The 24,455-nt window shown below is 72.9% G+C and carries 18 protein-coding genes and 1 tRNA gene; 11 read left to right on the top strand and 8 right to left on the bottom strand.

What is annotated here, in order from left to right; genetic code table 11:
* Positions 1-157: 157 nt before the first annotated feature.
* Positions 158-1,276, top strand: coding sequence for an XRE family transcriptional regulator (locus tag ACFYST_RS05830; protein WP_387860253.1), 1,119 nt, complete (start codon positions 158-160; stop codon positions 1,274-1,276).
* Positions 1,277-1,791: 515 nt separating this feature from the next.
* Entirely contained in the window at positions 1,792-2,376 is a 585-nt protein-coding gene (locus ACFYST_RS05835) for a peptidoglycan-binding protein (RefSeq protein WP_387860256.1), read from the top strand.
* A gap of 1 nt (position 2,377) precedes the next feature.
* Here ACFYST_RS05835 and ACFYST_RS05840 read toward each other — a convergent pair whose 3' ends face one another.
* Genes ACFYST_RS05840 through ACFYST_RS05860 form a run of 5 tightly spaced genes read right to left on the bottom strand, consistent with a single transcriptional unit; the run spans position 2,378 to position 7,942 of the window.
* Positions 2,378-3,043 carry a TrmH family RNA methyltransferase gene (locus tag ACFYST_RS05840; protein ID WP_387860257.1) on the bottom strand — a complete coding sequence of 222 codons (666 nt, stop codon included), beginning with the start codon at positions 3,041-3,043 and terminating at the stop codon, positions 2,378-2,380.
* Entirely contained in the window at positions 3,040-5,175 is a 2,136-nt protein-coding gene (locus ACFYST_RS05845) for an FUSC family protein (RefSeq protein WP_387860260.1), read from the bottom strand. The genes ACFYST_RS05840 and ACFYST_RS05845 overlap by 4 nt, the downstream gene beginning before the upstream one ends.
* Before the next feature lie 9 nt (positions 5,176-5,184).
* Positions 5,185-6,144, bottom strand: a complete 960-nt coding sequence (locus tag ACFYST_RS05850) for an HTTM domain-containing protein (protein ID WP_387860262.1) — start codon at positions 6,142-6,144, stop codon at positions 5,185-5,187.
* On the bottom strand, positions 6,141-6,767 hold the full coding sequence (locus tag ACFYST_RS05855; RefSeq protein WP_387640117.1) for a DUF5819 family protein: 627 nt from the start codon (positions 6,765-6,767) through the stop codon (positions 6,141-6,143). The genes ACFYST_RS05850 and ACFYST_RS05855 overlap by 4 nt, the downstream gene beginning before the upstream one ends.
* Positions 6,768-6,823: 56 nt before the next feature.
* Complete coding sequence (locus tag ACFYST_RS05860) at positions 6,824-7,942, bottom strand: rhodanese-like domain-containing protein (RefSeq protein WP_387860265.1); 1,119 nt, start codon at positions 7,940-7,942, stop codon at positions 6,824-6,826.
* Positions 7,943-8,155: 213 nt separating this feature from the next.
* Here ACFYST_RS05860 and ACFYST_RS05865 point away from each other — a divergent pair, with 213 nt between their 5' ends.
* Positions 8,156-10,840: a SpoIIE family protein phosphatase gene (locus ACFYST_RS05865; protein WP_387860267.1), complete on the top strand. Its 2,685-nt coding sequence runs from the start codon at positions 8,156-8,158 to the stop codon at positions 10,838-10,840.
* A gap of 18 nt (positions 10,841-10,858) precedes the next feature.
* On the opposite strand, the gene ACFYST_RS05870 is transcribed toward ACFYST_RS05865, so the two are convergent.
* Both ACFYST_RS05870 and ACFYST_RS05875 read right to left on the bottom strand, forming a co-directional pair.
* Positions 10,859-11,623 (bottom strand): hypothetical protein, encoded by a 765-nt coding sequence (locus ACFYST_RS05870; protein ID WP_387640111.1) that lies wholly within the window; start codon positions 11,621-11,623, stop codon positions 10,859-10,861.
* Positions 11,624-11,848: 225 nt separating this feature from the next.
* Positions 11,849-13,639 carry a phosphatidylglycerol lysyltransferase domain-containing protein gene (locus ACFYST_RS05875; RefSeq protein WP_387860270.1) on the bottom strand — a complete coding sequence of 597 codons (1,791 nt, stop codon included), beginning with the start codon at positions 13,637-13,639 and terminating at the stop codon, positions 11,849-11,851.
* 157 nt (positions 13,640-13,796) lie between these two features.
* Here ACFYST_RS05875 and ACFYST_RS05880 point away from each other — a divergent pair, with 157 nt between their 5' ends.
* Both ACFYST_RS05880 and ACFYST_RS05885 read left to right on the top strand, forming a co-directional pair.
* Positions 13,797-14,465, top strand: a complete 669-nt coding sequence (locus ACFYST_RS05880) for a response regulator (protein ID WP_387640106.1) — start codon at positions 13,797-13,799, stop codon at positions 14,463-14,465.
* Positions 14,462-15,652 carry a sensor histidine kinase gene (locus tag ACFYST_RS05885; protein WP_387860272.1) on the top strand — a complete coding sequence of 397 codons (1,191 nt, stop codon included), beginning with the start codon at positions 14,462-14,464 and terminating at the stop codon, positions 15,650-15,652. Before ACFYST_RS05880 ends, ACFYST_RS05885 begins: the two co-directional genes overlap by 4 nt.
* Before the next feature lie 78 nt (positions 15,653-15,730).
* Here ACFYST_RS05885 and ACFYST_RS05890 read toward each other — a convergent pair.
* Positions 15,731-15,814: transfer RNA gene (locus ACFYST_RS05890), tRNA-Leu, on the bottom strand.
* 349 nt (positions 15,815-16,163) lie between these two features.
* Between ACFYST_RS05890 and ACFYST_RS05895 the strand changes: the two genes are divergently transcribed.
* The 6 genes from ACFYST_RS05895 to pknB all read left to right on the top strand — a co-directional run bounded on the left by ACFYST_RS05895 (position 16,164) and on the right by pknB (position 24,409).
* A complete protein-coding gene (locus tag ACFYST_RS05895; protein WP_387640101.1) occupies positions 16,164-17,030 on the top strand; it encodes an FhaA domain-containing protein in 867 nt (288 codons plus the stop codon).
* Positions 17,031-17,042: 12 nt separating this feature from the next.
* Entirely contained in the window at positions 17,043-17,567 is a 525-nt protein-coding gene (locus tag ACFYST_RS05900) for an FHA domain-containing protein (protein ID WP_387640098.1), read from the top strand.
* Between the two features lie 45 nt (positions 17,568-17,612).
* The gene (locus tag ACFYST_RS05905) at positions 17,613-19,130 is read left to right on the top strand and encodes a protein phosphatase 2C domain-containing protein (protein ID WP_387860275.1); all 1,518 of its coding nucleotides are present in this window, start codon (positions 17,613-17,615) and stop codon (positions 19,128-19,130) included.
* 31 nt (positions 19,131-19,161) lie between these two features.
* On the top strand, positions 19,162-20,655 hold the full coding sequence (locus ACFYST_RS05910) for an FtsW/RodA/SpoVE family cell cycle protein (RefSeq protein ID WP_387860278.1): 1,494 nt from the start codon (positions 19,162-19,164) through the stop codon (positions 20,653-20,655).
* Positions 20,652-22,106 carry a peptidoglycan D,D-transpeptidase FtsI family protein gene (locus ACFYST_RS05915; protein WP_387860281.1) on the top strand — a complete coding sequence of 485 codons (1,455 nt, stop codon included), beginning with the start codon at positions 20,652-20,654 and terminating at the stop codon, positions 22,104-22,106. The genes ACFYST_RS05910 and ACFYST_RS05915 overlap by 4 nt, the downstream gene beginning before the upstream one ends.
* A gap of 293 nt (positions 22,107-22,399) precedes the next feature.
* The gene (gene pknB / locus ACFYST_RS05920) at positions 22,400-24,409 is read left to right on the top strand and encodes a Stk1 family PASTA domain-containing Ser/Thr kinase (RefSeq protein WP_387860283.1); all 2,010 of its coding nucleotides are present in this window, start codon (positions 22,400-22,402) and stop codon (positions 24,407-24,409) included.
* Positions 24,410-24,455 lie beyond the last annotated feature (46 nt).

Consider the following 24,455-nt stretch of genomic DNA (forward strand, 5'->3'; position numbering starts at 1 on the left):
CGCCTGCGAAATACTTGTCGTGACCACTGTCATATGTCCTGATTGATGACGTAGCCTCTCAACCCTGGCTAGGGTTCCCCCACACTCGGCGGCGCACCTCCGACGCAACGCGGAGCCGGGGCAACCCACCGAACCCGCCGGGTGGGGAAGGTGTCGCATGGGCTCACAGCAACCACAGCACGCCGGCCGGCTCCGCCTGGTCGGCCAGCGCGAACACGGCGGTGACCGGCCACCGGCCGGACCGGCCGCGCCGGCCGGCCCGTCGGCCGCCGTCCGCAGCAGCAGCACCGCACCCGTATCCGATCCCGTACAGACCGCCGCACCGGCCACTGCCGCCGTACCCGCCGCAGCCCCCACCACCCCCGTGCCCGCACCCGTCGCCGCCCAGGGCGGTTTCGCCGAAGTCCTCAACGCCGCCATCGAACACAGCGGCCTCAGCCTCGACCGGATCCGTGCCGCACTGGCCAAACAGGGCGTCAGGGTCAGCGTCACCACGCTCAGTTACTGGCGTCGCGGCCGCAGCCAGCCCGAACGGGCCACCTCGCTGCGCGCCGTCCACCTGCTGGAGGAGCTCCTCGGCCTGCGCCACACCGCGCTCACCGCGTTGCTCGGTCCGCCCCGCCCGCGCGGCCGCTGGGTCGCCCAGGGCCCGGCCCCCGACGGCCTGCGGGTCGAACAGGTCTGGCCCCGCCATCCCGAGCTCGCCGAGGTGTTCGCCGAACTCGACGCCCCGCCGACCGGCCAGCTGGAGCGGCAGTCCATCCACGACGCCTACTACGTCGACGCCTCCCGCCGCGGCTACCTGCTGCGGCTGCGTCAGGTGGTCCGCGCCACCGTGGACGGCATCACCCGGCACGTCGTGGTCCACAAGGCCGACGAGGGCACCGACACCCCCGAGATCACCAACGTCCGGCACGCCCGCCTCGGCCGGGTCCGCCGCCGCCCGCTCAGCGGCCTGCTGGTCGCCGAACTCCTCCTCGACCGGCCGCTCGCCCTCGGCGACTCCACGATCCTCGAGTACGAGGTGCGGATCCCCGACTCCGGCCCCACCACCGACTACGGGCGGTACTTCGCCAACCCCGTGCGCGAGTACGTCCTGCAGGTCCACTTCGACCCCGCCGCCGTCCCCGTCCAGTGCGAACGCTTCGACCGCACCCCCGGCGCCGAGACCGACCGCCACCGCGAACCCCTCTGGATCGGCGCCTCCGCCAGTGCCCACGTCCTCACCGCCGACCAGCAACCCGGCCAGGTGGGCATCCGCTGGCAATGGGAGTGACCGCCCCGGCCTGATCGGCCATCAACCGCCGGAGCCACGCCGCGCCACCGCCCCGAAGTTCACCCGTTCCGCCCCGCCCGACCGCCCATCAGGTGGTCCCTGCCGCTGCCTCCGTGAAAGGTGAGTCCCACTCACCGAGGAAAGGCAGGTCCCTCCCGTGCTGATCGAGTTCAGCGAGGTCGAGCCGGACGAGTCCTGTGCCTGCGGCGACTGCGCCGCCCGCCGCCGGGCCCGCCGGCCCGCCGCCCGGCCGGGCCGCGGCACCGGGGCGCGGCGGGCGGCGGTGCTGCTCGCCGCCGTCGGCAGTGTGCTGGGCGGAGCGGCGGTGGCGTCGACGGCCGCCGCCGCTCCGCCCGGCGACAGCAGCCCGCAGACCGCCGGCTCGCCGCAGGGCGAGGTCGCGGGGCCTGTTCGGCGATCCGCTCACGGACCGCCGGTGGACCAGAAGGTGCCGTACAGCATGTCCTCGTACTGGTCGGACGGTTACCGCCAGGACTGCTCCGGCTTCATACTCCATGGCCTGGGGCCTGGACAGCAGTCAGACCACCTGGACGCTGCCCGACTTCGCCGACCGGATATCCAAGGACGCCCTCCAGCCCGGCGACATCCTGATCCGCAACAACCCGGACGACCCGCAGGACGGCTCGCACGCCGTGCTGTTCGGCGGCTGGCTCGACCCGGCGCACACCACGTACACGGCGCTGGAGCAGACCCGCCCGGCCACCACGAAGCGCTCCACCCCGTACGCGTACTGGAGCGACTCCGGCGACTACCTGCCGTACCGGTACAAGGGGCTGAGCCAGCCGAGGCCCGCACCGGACGGGGACGCGTTCCCGGGGACGGACGCGTTCGGGCCCGGGAAGGTGAACGACTCCATAGCCCGGCTGGGGCGGATGCTGGTGGAGCGCGGCGGCGGCCGGTTCTACCGGGAGGGCCCGAGCCCGGACTGGGGCGAGGCGGACCGGAAGGCCACCGAGGCGTTCCAGCTCGCGCAGGGCTGGCGCGGCGCGGAGGCGGACGGCTACCCGGGCAAGGACATACCGCCCGCCCAGAACGCCCCGAACACCCCGTCGCCCCTGCCCCCGCCGCCGTTCCGCTGACTCAGGCCGGCCCGGCGTGCGCCCGCACCCAGGCGTGCATGGCGATCGCCGCGGCCGCCCCGGCGTTGATGGACCGGGTGGAGCCGAACTGGGCGATCGAGCAGACCGCCGTCGAGTGCTCCCACGCCTCGGCGGTCAGCCCGGGGCCCTCCTGGCCGAACAGCAGCACGCAGCGCTCGGGCAGCGGGTAGGTCTCCAGCGGCACCGCGCCGGGCAGGTTGTCGATGCCGATGATCGGCAGTCCCCGTTCGGCGGCGTACGCGGCCAGCGAGGCCACCGAGTCGTGGTGCCGGACGTGCTGGTAGCGGTCGGTGACCATGGCCCCGCGCCGGTTCCAGCGCCGCCGGCCGACGATGTGCACCTCGCCCGCCAGGAAGGCGTTGGCGGTGCGCACCACGGAGCCGATGTTGAAGTCGTGCTGCCAGTTCTCGACGGCGACGTGGAAGCCGTGCCGCCGGGTGTCCAGGTCGGCGACGATCGCCTCGTGCCGCCAGTACCGGTACTGGTCGGTGACGTTGCGGCGGTCGCCGGCGGCGAGCAGTTCGGGGTCGAGCCGGGGGTCGTCGGGCCACGGTTCGGGGTGCGGTCCGACGCCGATCTCCCGGTCGTCGGGGAGGTGTCCTTCGTCGTACTGCTCGCCCAGCTGGGGCACCGAGGTGTCGCTCACGCCCTCGAGGGTACGGGCTCCCCGCGGGCGGGCTTCGGGCGCGTCCGCACCGACCGCTCCAGCTCGGTGAGCGCCTGCATGACCAGCCGGGACCCGGCCCGGGTGACGTCGATCCGGTCGTCGCGGGGCAGCTGGGCCAGCAGGTAGTCCCAGGTCCGGTGGGCCTCGCGCAGCGCGGCGAAGTCGACGTCCTCGCCGAGCAGGACGGCGGCGGAGGCGATCGCGGTGGCGTCCCGCAGCTCCTCGCCGAAGGCGCCGGCGCCGGGCAGCGGCGGGGCGTCCTCGGTGGGCAGGTGGGCCTCCAGCAGGACGATGGAGCGGTCCAGCATGCCGACCGCCGTGCGGGCCCGGTCGAACTGTTTGCGGCTCAGTTCCGGCGCCCGCGCGAAGTGCCGCACCGGTTCCACCTCGGCCCGGTCCAGCGCGGACAGCATCTCGCTGCGGGCCTCCCGGACGTCCAGCAGCGCGGGCCGCACGTCCTTCTCGGCGTGCCCGCCCGCCGGGTCTCCGTACGCGGTGAACACGGCGGCCGCGTACCGCCCGGCGGCGGCCAGCCACTCGGCCAGGCGTTCCGGCAGCCGGGCGGTCTGCCAGGTCGGGAACAGCGCGTACGCGCCGAGCGCGACGGCGCCGCCCAGCAGCGTCATCGCCACCCGGTCGACGGCCAGCTGCACCGGGTGGCCGGGCTGCAGGCCGAGCAGGAACACCACGTACGAGGAGATCGCGGCCGTCAGCAGCGCGTACCCGGTGCTCAGCATCATGTAGGAGAGCCCCATCGAGATCACGGCGAGCGTGGCCAGCACCCAGTCGTTGGGGTGGAACACCTGCACCACGATGGTGGACACCAGCACTCCGGCGACGGTGCCGGCGATCCGGGCGACGCCGCGGCTGAAGGTCTGCGCGAAGTCGGGGCGCATCACCATGGCGGAGGCCATCGGCGCCCAGTAGCCGTGCTCGATGCCCAGCAGCCGGGCCGCCAGGTAGGAGGAGGTGACCACCGCGGACATCCGGAGCGCGTGGTGGAGGAGCACCGAACGCTTGTGCAGCTGCCGGCCGATGGTGGCCAGCGCGCCGGGCACCACCTCGACCAGCGAAGGGCGGCGCAGGCCGGCCCGGCCGGGGCTGGGGACGGTGGCGCGGTCCTGCCGGTCGAGGCGGTCGGCGGCCCGGCCGAGCAGGCCGGACAGCCGGCGCGCCGAGCGGCGGGCGCCGCCGCGCAGCAGGTCCTCGCCGGTGCCGGGGCGGGCCAGCGCCAGGCCGGGGGTGTCCATCGGCAGCCGCACCGGGTCGCCGGTACGGATCGCCCGGGCCAGCGCGTCCAGCACCCCGGCGGCGGCGGCCAGCACCTCGCGGGCCCGGTCCCGCTCGGGGCCCTCCTCGGCGGCGCCCACCCGCGGGTCGGCGAGCGCGGCCAGGGTGGGCCGGATCCGTTCCGCGATGGTGCGCAGGCCGCGCAGTTCGGCCGGACGGCGGCGGGCCTGCCGGGTGGACAGCCGGGCCGCCTGCCGGGCGACCATGAACGGCTCCGGGTCGACGTGCGCGACCGGGTCCTGCCGCAGGCTCCGGGCGTAGTCGCCGAGCCCGGCGTAGATGTCGGCGAGCGCGTCGCGCTGCGCCCGCCAGCTGTCGATCGGCCACAGCGTGACCACCAGCGCCTGCACGCCGCCGCCGACCGAACAGAGCACGGCGTGGCCGAGCGCGGCGGACGCCGACACGGGCAGCTGCACCACCACCAGCATCACGGACAGCGTGTTGGCGGCGACCACGCCGGCGGTCGGGCTGACCGCCCAGGCCATGCCCGCGCCGAACGCCCACAGCGCCAGCAGCACCGGGAACGCGCCGGGGATGCCGACCGCGAGGTAGCCGAGGAAGGTCGACACGCCCAGCCCGGCGCCCGCCACCAGGGCCAGCGAGGCGCGCGGCCGGAACGAGCGCTGGAAGGTCGCGACGCCGGCGATGAACGCGCCCATCGCGGCGGAGGCGGCGTGCGAGGGCCCGTAGATCGCCATGGTCGGGAAGATCACCAGCGCGGCGGCGACCGCGGCGCGCAGCGACCGGCGCGGGTTGGTGAGCGAGAAGTCCACGGTCAGCCCGGTCCGCGCGGTGTCGCGCAGCGCCTTGAACCAGGACATAACGGGAGCTTAGCGACTTTTCCGCCACCGGCCCGTCAGCACGCGTTCCACGGTCAGCAGCGCCCCGGTGGGCCAGAACACGGCGTCGGCGGCCAGCATCGCCAGCGAGAAGAACGGCAGCCCCAGCAGCACCGCGATCGCCAGGTGTTCGGCGCCCATCAGCACCAGCAGCACGTTCTTCAACCGCCGGCTCGCCAGCGCGAACGGGAAGCCCACCTGCGCCACCACCGTGCCGTACGTCAGCAGGAAGGTCAGCAGCAGGCTGCCGCCGAGCAGCGCCGACAGGCCCGGCCAGGGTGTGAACCAGCCCAGGTGCAGCGGGTAGTGGACGGCGGTGCCGTCCTGCCAGCGGGCGCCCTGCACCTTGTACCAGCCGGCCGTGGCGTACACCAGCACCACCTGCGCGGCGATCACCAGCATCGCGCAGTTGTGCAGCATCGCCGCCAGCGCGTCGGCCAGCGCCCGCGGCTCGCCCCAGGCCGCCCGGTCGGGGGCCGGCCGGCGGGCGCGGCGGCGGGCGTCCAGCGACCAGACGGTGCCGCAGCGGGTGAACACCAGGTAGATCGCCAGCAGGTGGACCAGGTTGTCGCCGCCGTCGCCGACCAGCGCGTTGCGGTTCTGCAGCGACAGCACGGTCAGCGCGAAGGCCGCCGCGCTCGCCCGGGTGCGCCAGCCGAGCGCGAGGGCCGCCGCCGAGACCAGCGCCAGCAGGTACACCGCCTCGAACCACCAGCGGCCGCCGCTCCAGGAGAGCACCGTGAAGGCGTGGGTGTCGGCGAGCAGCCGCTCGTTCAGCTCCGCCGACCACGGCGAGCGGTCCCCGTACAGCAGCCGCCGGTTCGGCCACTCGCGCAGCAGGTAGGCGCCCCAAGTGCCGGCCACGCCGATCCGTACCGCCGCCGCCTGGTGCGGGGCGAGGGTGGTCAGCAGGCGCGGCAGGGCGGCCCGGATCGCGCCGAGGAGGCTCACTCCAGGCCCCGCCAGTCCTCGGCCCGCACCGGCCACCAGGGCAGTTCGCGGGAGTGCACGGAGGTGTCGACCTGCTCGTGGCTCCAGGGCGGCGGGGCGATGGTGGCGGTGTCCGCCCGCAGCTGCACCTGCAGCACCCGTTCCCCGCCGGGGCCGATCCGCTGCAGGGCTATCCGTTTCAGGTACTGCTCGGCGAGCCGGCCGCGCGAGTCGGCGGCGGCCGGGCCGTCGCCGTCGGGGTGGGTGACGGTGTAGAAGTCCCAGGCGCGGCGCAGCAGGTTCTGGTCGAAGTGGCTGGGCGCCGGGTCGTGCCGGACCGCCGCGAAGTCCCCGGCGGTCAGCGGGTGCCAGTCCTGGGTGGTGATCCGGCCGTCGTCGGCGATGGTCTGCACCCGGGCCGCCACGGTGACCTCGCGCTGCAGCGGGTCGGGGGCGAACAGCTGCCAGTTCTGCTCGAACTCCGGGTACGCGACGGCGTCCAGCTGCGCCCGGTACTCGCGGGACACCGAGTTCTCCGGCGCCACCTGCAGGAACAGCACGCCGAGGAACGCCAGGGTGCCGGCCCCCAGCCCCGCCCCGGCGAACGCCAGCACCGCCCGGGCGGGCTTGGACCAGACGCGCACGGCGGCCATCCTGCCGCACCGCGCACGCGTTCGAACAGGGGCGGGAGGGACTGCTGTTACAGAACGAAGGCGTCCTGGCCGTCGCTGCTCACCATCGGGCGGCCCGCGGCGTCCCAGGCGAACATGCCGCCGTCCACGTTCACCGCGTCCCGGCCGCCCTGGACCAGGTACTGCACGACCTGCGCGGACCGGCCGCCGACCCGGCACAGCACGTACAGCCGGCCCTCGGGCAGCTCGTCGAGGCGGGCCACCACCTGGCCGATCGGGATGTGCAGCGCGCCGTCCACGTGGCCGGCGTCCCACTCGTCCTGCTCGCGGACGTCGAGCAGCAGGGCGTCGGCGGGCACCGAGGCGACGTCGGTGGTGGGCAGCTGAGCGAACATCGGGGGGGTCTCCTGGGGTCGGTACGGATCGTTCGAGCCATTGTCGGGGAGCAGTGCGGCCAGCTTGGCCTGCCGGTCGGCGGCGGTGGCGAGCAGCTGTTCGGCGAGGTCCTCCAGCAGGCGCTCCGGCTCGTCGGGGCGCAGCAGCAGGAGTTCGCCCATCGGGGTGCGCTCCAGCCGGACCTGCTCGGTGGCCAGTGCGGTGATCCGGCCGGTCAGCCACTCCAGGCGCTGGCGCAGCCAGGCCAGCCGGTCGGGGGAGTCGACGGCGGGCGCGGACTCCGGGTCGGTGGACCACTCCTCGGCGAGCCGCTCCAGCCCTTCGGTGTCGGCCAGCGCGTACGCCTCGTTGACCCGGGCGATGAACGCCGAGCGGCGCTGCTGCTCGGCCGGGTCGGTGGACAGGTCGGGGTGGGCGCGGCGGGCCAGTTCGCGGTAGATCCGCTGGGCGTCCTTGTCGGGCCGCACCCGGCGGGCCTCCGGCTCGCCCTCGCGCGGGCCGCGTTCCTCGGCGGGCTCGACCCGCTCCCGGGCCTCGCGGGCCCGCCGCAGGTCCTCCGGGTCGCCGCTGAGCGCCGCCACCGACTCGGCGATCAGCGCGTCCAGCTCGTCCAGCTCCGCGTACAGCGGGCCGAGCAGCTGATGGTGGGCGAGCGCGAAGTTGTCGATCTCCACCCGTAGGGTGGCCACGTCGACGTCCAGGGTCAGCCAGGCCAGCTCGGCCGCCGCGACCCGCTCCTCCAGCTCCTGCCGCTCCGGATCCGCCCACACCTCGACGCTCGGTACGCTCACCCGGGCCACCCTACCGGGGTCGCCACACCGCCCGACCGGGTGACGGTGGAGCACGCCGGGGGCGCGCCGTCAACGACACGCAACTGATACGGACGAATCTGCCCGATTAACTACCTCCCATTGGCATCTCCGTGCTTCATTGGATGGCGCGTGCAAGGACGCGCGCACCGGCCAGGAGGAGCAGCAAGAACTCAAAGGGGCAGACCGATATCCATGGTGGACCAGCCCATTTCCGCACCCGACCGGGCGGACCTCCCGGGCGGCCGCCCCGCCGGGGTGGTGGCGCTGCTTCGCGCGGCCGCCGTGCTGGTCGACCCGGACGGCCGGATCGCCGTGTGGAACCGCACTGCGGAGGAGCTCTTCGGCCACCGCGCCGCCGTCGCCGCCGGCCGCACCGCGAACGGTCTGCTGCCCGCCGTATGCCCCCGCCACGACCCGGGCTCCCCCGAGCACCGCTGCGACGCCTTCGACACCCTCGACGACCTCGCCACCGACGGCCCGTGGGCCGGCGCGATGACGGTGCACGACCGCGAGGAGCGGCGGCGCGACATCCTGTGGTGGGCCTACCCGCTGGCCGAACCGGCCGGCCGCTCACTGCTGGTGCTGGCCGCCGACGCCCGTCCGCTGCGCGCCACCGGCCCCCGGATCGCCCTCGCCCTCGGCGAGCGCCTCGTCCCGTACGCCGCCGCGCCCGCCGCGGCCCGCCCCCAGCAGGTCGCGGCCGCGTTCGCACCGCCCGCCGAGGCGGCCCCCGATTCGCTGGCCGCGCTGCTGCCGTCCTGCTCCGCGCAGCGCCGCGGCCGGCTGCTGGCCGCCCTGGCCGCGGCCGGCCCGCCCGCGCTGCGGGTGGACGGGGTGACGCTGCTGCCGGTGGTGCCCCACCAGTCCTCGCCGGGCGGGCCGTCCGGCACCGCCCGGGTCGCCACCGGCCTCGGCCGCCGCTACCCCACCCCGCAGCAGCGGGCCGCCCAGCAGCGCGAGCGCGCCGCCCGCCGCCCGGCGGAGCCGCAGCGCACGGGTGTCCGGGCCCCGCTCGGGGTACGGATACAGGCTGCCGGGCCCGCCGCCCAGGAGGACGCGCGGGTGACCGGCAGCACCGTCCCCGCCCCACGCGAAGCCGCCGCCCACGGCCCGACCCCGGGAGGCCCCGCCATCGACCCCGCCCCGCCCGCACCGGCTCCCACCCTGCCCGGCCCCGCCAGGGCCTCCGACGGCGTCGAGGTGGTCCGCGGCCTGCCCGACGACGGCGACCTCGCGCTGTTGGCCTCGGTCGGCAGCCAGGTCGGCACCACCCTCGACCTGGACACCACCGCCCGCGAACTGTGCCAGGTACTGGTCCCCCGGGTCGCCGACTTCGCCTGCGTCGACCTGCTCGACGGCCTGCTCTCGGACGGCGAACTGCCCGCCGACCCGCCCGACGACCGCACCGTGCTGCGCCGCGTCGCCCGCACCTTCAACGCCACCTCACCGCGCTGGAACCACGTCCTGGACGAGGGCTCACTGCGGACCATGCCGCGCTCCACCCCGCCCGGCCTGGCCCTGCAGGAGAACCAGCCGGTGCTGGTGCCGCTGATCTCCGCGGACGTCGCGGTCGACTACGCGGCCTCGCTCGGCGGCCCCGAACTGGAGCCGACCGTGGTCGGCCGCTCCATGCTGGTGCTGCCGCTGTCCGCCCGCGGCGCGGTGCTCGGCATCCTCAAGCTGCTGCGGCTGTCCGACCGGGCACCGTTCACCCGCGCCGACGCCGACACCCTCAAGGAGATCGCCGCCCGCGCCGCGCTGTCCCTGGACAACGCCCGCCTGCACCGCGCCGAGTCCAAGGTCGCCACCACCCTCCAGCGCTCGATGATCCCCACCCGCCCGCCGAAGATCCCCGGCGTGCAGATCGCCCACCGCTACATGCCGGGCGACCGCAAGGCCGAGGTCGGCGGCGACTGGTTCGACGCCATCCAGCTGCCCGGCAGCCGGGTCGCCCTGGTGGTTGGCGACGTGATGGGCCACGGCCTGCACTCGGCCGCCGCGATGGGCCGCTTCCGCACCGCCATGCAGACCCTCGCCGCCCTCGACCTGCCACCGGGCCAGCTGCTGCGCCACCTCGACAACCTGGCCCAGAAACTCGGCGACGACCATCTCGCGACCTGCCTGTACGCCGTCTACGACCCGATCAACCGCACCTGCGACCTCGCCTCCGCCGGCCACGTCCCCCCGGTGCTGGTCCATCCCGACGGGCGCGGCGAACTGCTCGAGCTGCCCTCCGGCGCGCCGATCGGCGTCGGCGGGGTGCCGTTCGTCGCCACCCGGATCGACGTCTCGGACGGCTCGATGCTGGTGCTCTGCACCGACGGCCTGGTCGAGGTCCGCGGCGGCGACATAGGAGAGGGCCTGGCCGCGCTGTGCGGCAACCTGATCGACCCCAAGCAGACCCCCGACGAGGCCTGCGACACCGTGCTGAACACCCTGCACTCCGACGACCGCCAGGACGACATCGCGCTGCTGGTGGCCCGCTTCGACGGCGTCCCGCCGACCGAGGTCGCCACCTGGCAGCTGGGCGTCACCGAGGCGGAGGTCGGCCGGGCCCGCAGCCTGGTGCGCGACCAGCTCGCCGCCTGGCAGCTGACGGCGCTGACCGAGACCGTCGAGCTGCTGGTGTCCGAGCTGGTCACCAACGCGGTCCGGGTGGCCCGCTCCGAGGTGCAGCTCCAGCTGATCCGGGTCGACAAGCTGCTGGTCGAGGTCAGCGACGACAACCACAACCTGCCGTCGCTGGAGCCCGCCGACTCGCTCTCGGAGCACGGCCGCGGCCTGAACCTGGTCAGCAAGCTGTCCGAGAAGTGGGGCACCGCCCGCAAGGCGGTCGGCAAGGTCGTCTACTTCGAGATGCCACTGCCGCGTGGCTGAGCGGCCACTGGGCCGGGCTCAGGGCGTGACTGCCCTGGCCCCGCCCTGGGCCACCGAGGCGGCCGCGCCGACCCCGGACAGCACTCGCGGCCAGTAGTCGCCGAACACCTCGACCCACACCGCTATCAGCACGGCGGTGCTGATCGCCACCAGGTGCTCCAGGCCCGCCAGGTTCGGCAGCAGCACGGCCTCCACCGTCATCGCCAGCACCACGGCTCCGCCCGTCCACCAGGCCCGGCAGCGGAACGCCACCACCACGGCCAGCGCCACCACCGCCGCCGAAGGGCCGGTGTCGCGCACGTGCGCCACCCAGCGCGGGAAGCCCAGCAGGTGGTGCGGGCCGAGCGCCACCGCGATCCGGGCGAACAGCGTCCCCGCCAGGGTGCAGGCGTACGCCACCACCAGGGTCAGCCGCCGCCCCAGCACGACCTCCGCCACGCCGAACACCAGGAACACCTGCGCCAGTGCCCCCCACACCGGCAGGTCCAGCGCCGGCACGTACAGCGACAGCGGGGTGCGCAGCAGCGACACGTCCAGCGGCAGCGCCGCCTTCACCACCCCGATCTGCGCGACGAACCGGTCCCCGCCCGGCAGGTGCTGGACGATCGAGAACAGCAGCACCAGCGCGGTCGCGATGGTCGCCAGCGGCACGGCGGCGAATTTCCGCCGCAGCACCCGTTCCTTCACGGCGCCGTACAGCGCCCCCCACTCGGCGATCGCGGCCCGGCGGAATACCGCCCCGGGCCCCGACCGCACGCCCCCCGCGTGGGTGTTCAGCTTCACGAACCGGTTCTCCCGTCCCGACGACGTGCGGATTGTCCCGACGTCCGTCCTGTTTCGCGTCTCTTCCTTCTACGCCTCGTGTTCGACACTACGCACCGGACCAACCAACGGCATCAGCTTCGAAGCCTGCTCGTGTCATACCGGGGTCTGATTTCCCCGGCCCACTCCGCCCCCCGGCGGAGGGACCACCGTCCCCGGCCCCAGCGGGCCGGGAAGCCCGTGAACTCAGCTCTGGCCGACGTGCCTGCGGCGGAACAGCGCCGGCATGCTCGGCACCGTGATGAAACCCTCCGCACGGGCCGAGGCGAGGCCGATCCGGGGAATCTCGCCGCTCTTCTCGAAGAGCAGATAACGCGGCTCCCAGATCGGCCGGTATTTCGCATTCGCCCGGTAGAGAGACTCGATCTGCCACCAGCGGGAGAAGAATCCCAGCACCGAACGCCACAGCCGCAGCACCGGGCCGGCACCCAGCTTGGAACCGCGCTCGAAAACCGACCGGAACATGGCGAAGTTCAGCGACACCCGTTCCAGCTGGACTTCCTTCGCGCGCTGCAGGAGTTCGATCACCATGAACTCCATCAGGCCGTTCTCGCTGTCCCGGTCGCGCCGCATAAGGTCCAGCGAAAGGCCGTGCGCGCCCCACGGCACGAAGCTCAGCAGCGCCCGCAGCTCGCCCTCCCCGTCGAAGCACTCCAGCATCACGCAGCGCCCGTCCCCCGGGTCTCCGAGCCGGCCCAGCGCCATCGAGAAGCCGCGCTCGGTCGCGCCGTCCCGCCAGTGGTCGGCCTTCGCCACCAGCTCGGCCATCTCCGCCTCGGGAATGTCCTCGTGGCGGCGGATCCGCACCGTGTACCCGGCCCGCTTGACCCGGTTGTAGGCCTGCCGAACCACCCGCATCGCCCGGCCGTCCAACGAGAACTCGTCCAGCTCGACGATCGCCTCGTCGCCCAGCTCCAGCGCGTCCAGACCGTGCCGGGCGTAGATCACCCCGGCCTCCTCGGAGGCGCCCATCACGGCCGGCACCCAGGCGTGCTCGCGGGCCTCCGCCAGCCAGGCGTCGATCGCCCCCGGCCAGGCCTCCGGGTCGCCGATCGGGTCGCCGGAGGCCAGCGTCACGCCGCCGACCACCCGGTAGGCGATCGCGGCCTTCCCGCTCGGCGAGAAGATCACCGCCTTGTCCCGGCGCAGCGCGAAGTACCCCAGCGAGTCCCGCTCGCCCTGCCTGTCCAGCAGCTCGCGCAGCCTCTGCTCGTCCTCGTCGCTCTGCAGTTCCTCGCCGCGCGGCGAACGGAACGTCACGTACACCACGGCCAGGAACAGCACCGCGCCCATCACGTTGATCGCAAAGTTCACCCAGGTCGGCACGGAGACCACGTCGGCCACCTTCGCCGACGGCGTCACGGTGATCATCCGGTGCACGGAGTAGCTGAACCGGGTGCCGAAGCCCGCCCCGCTGATGTGGTTGGTCAGCTGCACCAGCACCGACCCGATCAGGCCGCCGAGCAGCACGCCGCCGACGCCCGCGGCCACCGCGGTCTTCGGGTTGGACCGGTCGCCCTTGGAAGGGAACTCCCGGCGCGAGACCAGTAGCGCCACCAGGAACAGGCCGGTCAGCACCATCGAGAACCAGTTCAGCGGGTGGGACGTGAAGTGCTTCCCCCACACCATCGCCGCCACGAAGACGGCGAACGTCAGCCCCGCCGCGCCTGTGTTGAAGATCCACGCCGCCCGCTTGCGGCGGCGCATCGCCACCGCCAGGAACAGCGACAGCACCGCCGCGGTCAACCCGGCGGTCACCAGGTACGGCGTGAAGAACTGCCCCTCGTTGTGCCGCTCCACCTGGTTCCGGAACGGCACCGACAGCACCGCCACCAGGTTCAGCAGCGCCACCAGCCGCAGGTACCAGACGGTCGAGGCGGCAGCCCGCCGGCGCCAGCGCGTCTGCGCCCCCGGCCCCTCGCCGCGGGCGGGGGACACGGCCGAGGCAGGCGTCTTCACAGTGGACACAGCAACCATTCCAGACGATCGAACTACGGGGCGCATCCGCGCGCGGTCTGCGCACTTCACCCCGATTTCCATGGTTGCCCAGCGAAGATGAGAATTGCGTGAATCCGGTAGCGGATTCCCACCCCCGCCGATCGGCGGGGGTGCAAGCCCGTCACCAGGGAGAGACATGCCGCCGACCCGGGTCCTGATCGTGGACGACGAGGTGCTGGTCCGCTCCGGGCTCGGCCTGATCGTCGGCTCCGCACCCGACCTCGAAGTGGTCGGCGGCTGCTCCGGCGGCCAGGCCGAGCAGCAGACCCGGGCGCTCGCCCCGCAGGTGGTGCTGCTCGACGTCCGGATGCCCGACCTGGACGGCATCAGCGTGCTGCGCCGCCTGCGCGCGCTGCCCGACCCGCCCGTCGTCGCCATGCTCACCACCTTCGACACCGACGAGTACATCGGCACCGCGCTGCGGGCCGGCGCCGCCGGGTTCCTGCTCAAGGACACCGCCCCCGAACAGCTGGTGCACGCCGTCCGGGTGCTCGCGTCCGGCGGCAGCGTGCTCTCCCCGTCCGTCGCCCGCACCGTGATCAGCGGCTACGTCGACGGCGGCGGCCCCGACCTCACCGCCACCGCCCTCACCCACCGGCTCACCGGCCGCGAACTCGACGTGCTGGCGCTGCTCGGCGAAGGCCTCTCCAACGCCGAGATAGCCGACCGGCTGTTCCTCGGCACCGGCACCGTCAAGGACCACATCAGCGCCATCCTGGCCAAGCTCGGCGCCGCCAACCGGGTCCAGGCCGCCGTCATCGCGCACCGCGCCGGCCTGGTCCGCGAACCCCGGGACGGGGAGTGACCTCCGCCGACGCGACGGCCGTACCCGACGCCGACGCGGACACCGACGCTCCCGCCGAGGCCGAGGCCGAGGCCCCGCGCCGCCGGGCCTGGCTGCGGTCCCCCCGCACCACGCTGCTGATCCCGGTGGCGGCCGCCGCGGTGGACTCCGCACTGGTCGCCAAGGGCTCCGCGCCCTGGCAGCTCGCGCTGTCCGCGCTGTCCGTGGTCGCCCTGCTCGGCCGCCGCCGCCACCCGCTGCCGGTGGCCCTGCTCACCCTGCCCGCGGCGTTCTTCAACGAAATCTGGCTGGCTCCGCTCACCGCCGTGTACGCGGTCGCCGCGGCCTACCCGAAGCCGCGGATCCCGGTCACCTGCGCCGTTTCCTTCGCCCTGGTCGAGTTCTTCCACTGGCCGTTCTCTCCCGACCTGCTCGCACTCAGCCGGGACAACGCGCTGTACGCCATCCAGTCCGCGATGCTCGGCGCCGGACCGGCCGCGCTCGGCATGCTCACCCGCACCCGCCGCGAGCTCGCCGAACGCGTCACCGAACTCACCAAGGGCCGCCGGCGCGAGAGCCGGCTGATCGCCGAGCGGGTGCTGACCGCGGAACGCGCCCGGCTGGCCCGCGAAATGCACGACGTGGTCTCCCACCAGGTCAGCCTGATCTCCATCCAGGCCGGGGCCATCCAGGTCGCCAGCACCGACCCGGCCTCCCGGGACGGCGCCCGGACCATCCGCGAGCTCTCCGTCCGCACCCTGGACGAACTGCGTCAGATGGTCGGCGTGCTGCGTACCGCCGGCGTCGGCAACGGCACCCCGCTCGCCCCGCAGCCGACCCTCGCCGACCTGCCCCGGCTGATCGACGGCAGCGGCCTGCCCGTCACCCGCCGCCTCGACCCCGGCCGGCGCGACTGGCCCGAAGCGGTCGAACGGGCCGCCTACCGGACCGTCCAGGAGGGCCTCACCAACATCACCAAGCACGCCCCCGGCGCCCCGGTCACCGTCCGGGTCGCCGCCCGCGGCGAGAAACTCCACGTCGAGGTCCGCAACGGCCCGCCGGCCGGCCGCCCCACCGCCGCCCCGCTGCCCGGCGGCGGCCACGGCCTGATCGGCCTGCGCGAGCGCGCCGCCCTGCTCGGCGGCACCTTCACCGCCGGCCCGACCCCCGACGGCGGCTTCAGCCTGCACGCCGTACTGCCCGCCTGAAAAGCACCGGGAATTCCCCCGGGGGGCACGGGAACAACAAAAAGCCCCGCAGATCCTGAGATCTGCGGGGCTTCGCTGTGCGCGAGGGGGGAGTTGAACCCCCACGCCCTTTCGGGCACTGGAACCTGAATCCAGCGCGTCTGCCTATTCCGCCACCCGCGCATGGGTGTTGTCTTCGGGAGCTTGTCGCTCTTTCGACTCTTCGAGAAGCTTAGCGCATCTCTCCGGGTCTTCCGTTCGGCTCCCTTGCGGGCGCCCCTTCCGACATGGAAAACATTAGCACGCTCCGAGCCCCACCTGCGAATCCATTCCGGAGGGCCCCCCGCACCGCTCCCACCGGACTGCAACCCGACCCGGTCCGAACGGGTGAGCGGAGCCCCCAGTGGGTACCCTCCGGGCGCGACCTGGCCGGGGAACCGTACGGAAGGGCCGGGCGTGGATACGATCAGTACGGAAGTACCGCTTTCCAGCCGACGAGCCGGCCCGACCGAGCCCTGAGAGGGGGTGCCCCGTGGGAGTCCTGAAAAAGTTCGAGCAGCGACTCGAAGGTCTCGTGAACGGCACCTTCGCGAAGGTGTTCAAGTCCGAGGTCCAGCCGGTGGAGATCGCCGGCGCCCTGCAGCGCGAGTGCGACAACAACGCCAGCATCTGGAACCGGGACCGCACGGTGGTCCCGAACGACTTCATCGTCGAACTCAGCCCGCACGACCACGAGCGGCTCAGCCCCTACGCCGGCCAGCTCGGCACCGAGCTGGCGGGCATGGTCCGCGAGTACGCCGAGGCGCAGCGGTACACCTTCATGGGCCCGCTCCAGGTCGCCCTGGAGAAGGCCGACGATCTGGACACCGGCCTGTACCGGGTGCGCAGCCGCACGCTGACGGCCGAGGAGCCGCAGCGGCCGCCCGCGCCGCCCGCCGCCCCGCCCGGCTACGGCCGCCCACCGACGCCGCCGGCTCCCGGCGCGCCCTGGCAGCAGGGCACCGGCGCCCCGTACGGCGCTCCGCCGCCGCCCTCCGCCCCGCCCGCGATGCCGCCCGCCCCGCCGGCCCCCGGCAACAACGTGCGGCCGTTCCCCGGCGCGGGCCACGGCGGCGCCGGCACCCGGCGCTGGATCGAGGTGAACGGCGCCCGGCACCAGATCACCCAGAACGCGGTCGTACTGGGCCGCTCCACCGAGGCCGACATCAGGATCGACGACCCCGGAGTGTCCCGGAAGCACGCGGAGATCCGCCCCGGAACGCCCGCGATGGTGATGGACCTCGGCTCCACCAACGGCATCGTGGTGGACGGACAGCACACCCAGCGCGCTACGCTCCGCGACGGCTCCCGGATCGTCCTGGGGTCGACCACCATCGTCTACCGACAGGTCGAAGGGTAGAAGCGGGCCGGTATGTCTGATCTGACCCTGACGGTCATGCGGCTGGGCTTCCTCGCCGTGCTCTGGCTGTTCGTCATCGTCGCCGTGCAGGTGATCCGCAGCGACCTGTTCACCACCAAGGGCGCCGCGCGCTCCGGGCACCGGGCCGCGACGCCCAGTGCCCCCGCCGCGCCCGGTGCGGGCCGCCCGCCGCAGGGGCAGCCGGCCGCCGCCCAGCAGCAGCAGGCCCGGCAGCGCCGCGGCCAGCCCACGCACCTGGTGGTCACCCAGGGCTCGCTGGCCGGCACCACCGTCGCGCTGCACGGCCAGACCGTCACGCTCGGCCGGGCGCACGACTCCACGATCGTCCTGGACGACGACTACGCGTCCTCCCGTCACGCCAGGATCTACCCGGATCAGGCTGGGCAGTGGACCGTCGAGGATCTAGGCTCCACAAACGGCACCTATCTGGACCGACAGCGGCTGACCACGCCGACGCCGCTCCAGATCGGGATGCCGATCCGAATCGGCAGGACCGTCATCGAGCTGCGGAAGTAGTCAGCGCATGAGGACCAGCTCCACCCGAAGGAGGGCCCGGACAGCATGAGTCTCGTGCTGCGCTTCGCCGCCGGCTCGCACAAGGGCCTGATCCGCGAGGGGAACGAGGACTCCGGCTATGCCGGGCCGCGGCTGCTCGCGGTGGCCGACGGCATGGGCGGGGCGGCGGCCGGTGAGGTCGCCTCCTCCGAGGTGCTGGGGTCGATCGTCCGTCTCGACGAGGAACACCCCGGCGCCGACCTGCTGACCCTGCTGGGCGACGCGGTGCAGACCGCCAACGACCGGCTGCGGCAGATGGTCGAGCAGGACCCGCAGCTGGAGGGCATGGGCTGCACCCTGACCGCGCTGCTGTGGGACGGCCACCGGATGGGCCAGGTGCACATCGGCGACTCCCGCGCCTACCTGCTGCGGGACGGTCGGCTCGACCAGATCACCCAGGACCACACCTGGGTGCAGCGACTGGTCGACGAGGGCCGGATCACCGCCGAGGAGGCCGAGACCCACCCGCAGCGCTCGCTGCTGATGCGCGCCCTGGACGGCCGCGGCCAGGTCGAGCCCGACCTGTCGATCCGCGAGGTCCGGGCCGGTGACCGCTACCTGATCTGCTCCGACGGCCTGTCCGGCCCGGTCAGCCACCAGACCCTGGAGGAGACGCTCGGCAGCTACTACGCGCCGCAGCAGACCGTCCAGGAGCTGATCCAGCTGGCGCTGCGCGGCGGCGGCCCGGACAACATCACCTGCATCGTCGCCGACGTGATCGACGTCGGCGCCACCGACACCCTCAGCGGCCAGGTCACCCAGGCCCCCGAGGTGGTCGGCGCGGTCGCCGACACCCAGCCGCACCCGATGCACGACCCGCACCTGCTGGACACCCCCGCCGGCCGCGCGGCCGGCCTCGGCCGCACTCCGCAGCCCCCGCAGGGCGCCTTCGGGCCCGCCGAGGGCTACCACGGCGGCTACGACCAGCAGCCCGGTTACGGCGCCCCGGCCGGCGATTTCGGCCCCGCCGAGGGCTACCAGGGCGGCTACGACCAGCCCGGCGGCTACGCCGACCCGGCGGGCTTCCCGTCCGGCGACGGCGGCGAGTACGGCGGCCACGACCCGTACGAGGGCGACGCCCCGCCGAGCCGGCGCAAGAAGAAGCGCGGCCTGAAGTTCACCCTGATCGGCGTGCTGGTGCTCGCGGTGCTCGGCGGCGGCGGTTTCTTCGCCTGGCGGTGGAACCAGAGCCAGTACTACGTCGGCGCCGAGAACGGCCGGCTCGCCGTCTACCGCGGCCTCGACCAGAACCTGGCCGGACTGAAGCTCAGCTCGGTCTACCAGCAGTACGACGTGGAGCTGAAGTACCTGCCCGCGTTCCAGCGCGACCAGGTCTCCAAGAACATCCAGGCCGGCAGCCTCGACGACGCCCGGAAGCAGGTCGAGACGTTGCGCACGCAGGCCGAGGTCTGCAAGAAGGTCGCCGAGTCCAAGGCCGCCCCGTCCACCGGGGACGCCACGCCGTCCGCCCCGCCGTTGACCGAGCAGGAGCAGCAGCTCGCGGTGTCCTGCGCCGGGCAGTAGGCCGCGGGCGAACCCGGGGGTTTTCACAGGCATGAGCACATTCGACGTGAGCAGCGGCAGCACGCCCGGCACCGGGCGGCGCCGTGCCGTCGGCCGGTCCTCGGTCGGCGACACCCCGAACCGGCGCAACACCGAACTCCTGATGCTGGGCTTCGCCCTGGCGATCCCGATGCTGGCGTACGCCAACGTCGGCCTGGCGATGGACGGCAGCCTGCCCGTCGGCATGCTGAAGTTCGGGCTCGGCATGGGCGTACTGGCGCTGGGCGCGCACCTGGCGGTGCGGCGGTTCGCGCCGTACGCCGACCCGCTGCTGCTGCCGCTGGCGACGCTGCTGAACGGGCTCGGCGTGGTGATGATCTGGCGGCTCGACAAGGCCGGCAAGCTGCTGCGCAACAACTTCCCGGCGGCCGGGAACCAGCTGATGTGGTCCGCGCTCGGCGTGGCGATGTTCATCGGCGTGGTGATCCTGCTGAAGGACCACCGGATCCTGCAGCGCTACACCTACATCTCGATGGTGGTGGCGCTGGTGCTGCTGGCCGCGCCGGCCTTCTTCCCGTCCCGGCCGGAGGACTTCGGCGCGAAGATCTGGATCCGCTTCGGCTCGTTCTCGATCCAGCCCGGCGAGTTCGCCAAGATCATCCTGACGGTGTTCTTCGCCGGTTTCCTGATGGTCAAGAAGGACGCCCTGGCGCTGGCCAGCCGCAAGTTCATGGGCCTGTACCTGCCCCGTGGGCGCGACCTGGGCCCGATCGTGGTGGTCTGGCTGCTGTCGATCCTGATCCTGGTGTTCGAGACCGACCTGGGCACCTCCTTCCTGTTCTTCGGCCTGTTCGTGGTGATGCTGTACGTCGCCACCGAGCGCACCAGCTGGATCGTCTTCGGTCTGACCATGTCGCTGGGCGGCGCGGCCGTGGTGGCCTCCACCGAGTCGCACGTGAAGACCCGCATCAACGCCTGGCTCGACCCGATGGCGGCGTTCGCGCCGAAGCCGCCCGCCCAGTCCTCGGAGCAGATCGGGCAGACCCTGATGTCGCTCGGCTCGGGCGGCACCCTCGGCACCGGGCTGGGGCAGGGCCGCAGCTGGCTGATCCAGTTCGCGGCGAAGAGCGACTTCATCCTCGGCTCGTTCGGCGAGGAGCTGGGCCTGGCCGGCCTGATGGCGCTGTTCATGATCTACGGCCTGGTGGTGCAGCGCGGCCTGCGCACCGCGCTGGCGGCCCGCGACCCGTTCGGCAAGCTGCTGGCGGTCGGCCTGAGCTCGGCGTTCGCGCTGCAGGTGTTCGTGGTCGCCGGCGGCGTCACCGGCCTGATCCCGCTGACCGGTATGACCATGCCGTTCCTCGCCCAGGGCGGATCCTCCGTGGTAGCGAACTGGGCCCTGATCGCCATCCTGCTGAAGATCAGCGACACCGCCCGCCGGCCGGCCGTCGAACCGGCCGCCGCCATCCCGGAACCGGCCGGACCGGAGCGGCTCGGGGCCGCCGGCCCGGGCGCACCGGACGAGAGCAGGGGAGCGACCTCGTGAACAAGCCGATCCGCCGGGTGTCGATCTTCTGCCTGGTCCTGATCCTCGCCCTGATGCTCCGGGTGAACTGGGTGCAGGGCGTGCAGGCGTCGGCGTGGGCCAACAACCCGCACAACGACCGCACCAAGTACGACAAGTACGCCTACCCGCGCGGCAACATCATCGTCGGCGGTCAGGCCGTCACCAAGTCCGACTTCGTCAACGGCCTGCGCTACAAGTACAAGCGCTCCTGGAACGACGGGCCGATGTACGCGCCGGTCACCGGCTACTCCTCGCAGACGTACGACGCCAGCCAGCTGGAGAAGCTGGAGGACGGCATCCTCTCCGGCACCGACTCCCGGCTGTTCTTCCGCAACACCCTGGACATGCTGACCGGCAAGCCCAAGCAGGGCGGCGACGTGGTCACCACCATCGACCCCAAGGTGCAGAAGGCGGGCTTCGAGGGGCTCGGCAACAAGAAGGGCGCCGCGGTCGCCATCGACCCGAAGACCGGGGCGATCCTCGGGCTGGTCTCCACCCCGTCGTACGACCCGGGCACCTTCGCGGGCGGCACCCAGCAGGACGCCGACGCCTGGACGGCGCTCAACAACGACCCGAACAAGCCGCTGCTGAACCGGGCGCTGCGCGAGACCTACCCGCCCGGTTCGACCTTCAAGCTGATCACCGCGGCGACCGCGTTCGAGACCGGCAAGTACCAGAAGCCGACGGACCTCACCGACACCCCGGACAAGTACATCCTGCCCGGCACCAACACCGCGCTGATCAACGCCAGCCCGAGCGAGGTCTGCGCGAACGTCTCCGTGCAGGACGCGATGGACATCTCCTGCAACACCGTGTTCGGCAAGATGGGCGCCGAGCTGGGCGGCGACAAGCTGCGGGCGCAGGCCGAGAAGTTCGGCTTCAACAAAGAGGTGACCATGCCGGTCCGGGCCGACGCCAGTCACTTCCCGTCCGGCTCCAAGCCCGACGGCACCGCGATGGACGCGATCGGCCAGCACGACACCCGGGCCACCCCGCTGCAGATGGCCATGGTGGCGGCGGCGATCGCCAACAACGGCTCGCTGATGGAGCCCTACCTGGTCGCCCAGGAGGGCTCGGCCGGGAACGTGATCTCCACCCACACCGAGCGCCAGATGTCGCAGGCGGTCTCGCCGGCCACCGCGCAGAAGCTCCAGCAGCTGATGGAGTCGGTGGTGCAGAACGGCACCGGCAAGAACGCGAAGATCCCGGGCGTGACGGTCGGCGGCAAGACCGGCACCGCCCAGCACGGCCAGGACAACTCGGGTCTGCCGTTCGCCTGGTTCGTCTCCTACGCCAAGGGCCAGGACGGCAAGCAGGTCGCCGTCGCGGTGGTGGTCGAGGACGGCTCCAGCGAGGCGCAGCAGATCTCCGGCGGCTCGCTGGCCGCGCCGATCGCCAAGTCGATGATGCAGGCGGCGCTCGGCAAGTAGGTCGGTCGCATCCGTCACATTCCGGCCATCGATCCTCGATCGGTGGCCGGAATTGTCACAATGGGACGGTCCTGGTCGATACCGGTCTGGTCTCAGGTGGCCGCCTGTACGGGGCCGGTCAGGTTCGCCCGGTAGCGTATCCGCCAGCAGCGGGTGTACCCGCAGCCAGTCCGCGGCGATCGACTGCGGACGCCGGCACCGTGAAACCACCGCGGCGGCGGCCGCGTCAAGACAGAGCGTGCGGGGACACTACGTCATATCCTCACCGACCGGTGGGGGAGAGGGTCGGAGATATGGAAGAGCCTCGTCGCCTAGGCGGCAGGTACGAGCTCGGCGGCGTCCTCGGACGCGGTGGCATGGCCGAGGTGTACCTCGCCCACGACACCCGGCTCGGCCGCCAGGTCGCAGTGAAGACCCTCCGCACCGACATGGCCCGCGACCCCTCGTTCCAGGCCCGCTTCCGCCGCGAGGCACAGTCCGCCGCCTCGCTCAACCACCCCGCCATCGTGGCCGTCTACGACACCGGCGAGGACTACATCGACGGGATCTCCATCCCGTACATCGTCATGGAGTACGTCGAGGGCTCCACCCTGCGCGAGCTGCTGCACACCGGGCGGCGACTGCTGCCCGAGCGCGCGCTGGAGATGACCATCGGCATCCTGCAGGCGCTCGCGTACTCGCACCGCGCCGGCATCGTGCACCGCGACATCAAGCCCGCCAACGTCATGCTGACCCGGCAGGGCAACGTCAAGGTGATGGACTTCGGCATCGCCCGCGCGATGGGTGACGCCGGCATGACGATGACCCAGACCTCCGCGGTCATCGGCACCGCCCAGTACCTCTCCCCCGAGCAGGCCAAGGGCGAGACCGTCGACGCCCGCTCCGACCTGTACTCGACCGGCTGCCTGCTCTACGAACTGCTCACGGTTCGCCCGCCGTTCGTCGGCGACTCCCCCGTCGCGGTGGCCTACCAGCACGTCCGCGAGGAGCCCGCCCCGCCGTCCGCGTACGACCCCGAGGTGCGCCCGGAGATCGACGCGATCGTGCTGAAGGCGCTCGCCAAGGAGCGCGACTACCGCTACCAGTCCGCCGACGAGATGCGCGACGACATCGAGCGCTTCCTCGACGGCCTCCCGGTCGCCGCCGCCCAGCAGGCCGCCTACGGCACCGGCGCAGGCGGCTACGGATACGACCAGGGCGGGCAGTACGACCCGTACGGCCAGACCAACATGCTGCCCCAGCAGGGCGGCCCCACCACCATGCTGCCGCCGGTCGGCCACCAGCAGCCCGCGCAGTACGGCGGCTACCAGGACGGCAACGACGACGGCTACGAGGGCCGCGGCAGCCGGCGGCGCGAGGAGCAGCCGAAGAAGAGCAACACCTCCTGGATCATCCTCGCCGTCGCGGCGGTGCTGGTCCTGGTCGGCGCGTTCTTCGTGGTGCAGTCGCTGGTGAAGACCGGCGGAACGAACGCCAAGACCACCGTCCCGAACCTGGTCGGCAAGACGCTGTCCGACGCGGAGGCCGCGGCGAAGGCGCAGAACAGTTCGCTCACCGTGGTCGCGGGCGACGCGATCGCCTGCCCCGACACCAAGATCCAGAAGGACCAGGTCTGCACCCAGGAGCAGGCCTCGGGCACCGAGATCGCCACCAACGGCAAGATCACGGTGCACCTGTCCTCCGGCCCGGCGCAGGTCGACGTCCCCGACGTCGTCGGCCAGACCAAGGACGCCGCCAACGCCGCGCTGACCGGCAAGGGTTTCACGGTCACCGTCAACTACAGCACCGACGACAAGGTCGAGCAGGACAAGGTCGTCTCGCAGTCGGTGTCCGGCAAGGCCGCGACCGGAACCACCATCACCCTGGTGGTCTCCTCCGGCCAGCAGAAGGTCACCGTGCCGAACCTGGTCGGGCAGTCCCAGGACAACGCGACCCAGGCGCTCGCCGACCTCAGCCTGTCGGCGAACGTGGTCACCAAGGTCGTCGGCCCCACCGAGCAGGCCAAGGTCGGCCAGGTCATCAGCCAGGACCCGAAGAGCGGCCAGGTCGCCAAGGGCACCAAGGTCACCATCACGGTCGGCAAGCTGGCCGACAAGCTGACCGTGCCACCGCTGCAGAACCTCAAGCTCTCCGACGCGATCAAGGCGCTGGCCGCGGCCGGGATCACGAAGTACCAGCCGGTGGGCCCGCAGGACCCGCAGGCCATCGTCATCAACTTCACCCCGTCCGCCGGGACGCAGATCACCCCGGACGACGTCGTGATGCTGTACCTCAAGCTGGCGGACAAGCCGGGCACGCCCTGACCCGCACCGCACGCTGAAAGGGGCCGCACCGTCCTCGGACGGTGCG

This window comes from Kitasatospora sp. NPDC004614, from assembly GCF_042873675.1.
Taxonomy (GTDB): Bacteria; Actinomycetota; Actinomycetes; order Streptomycetales; family Streptomycetaceae; genus Kitasatospora.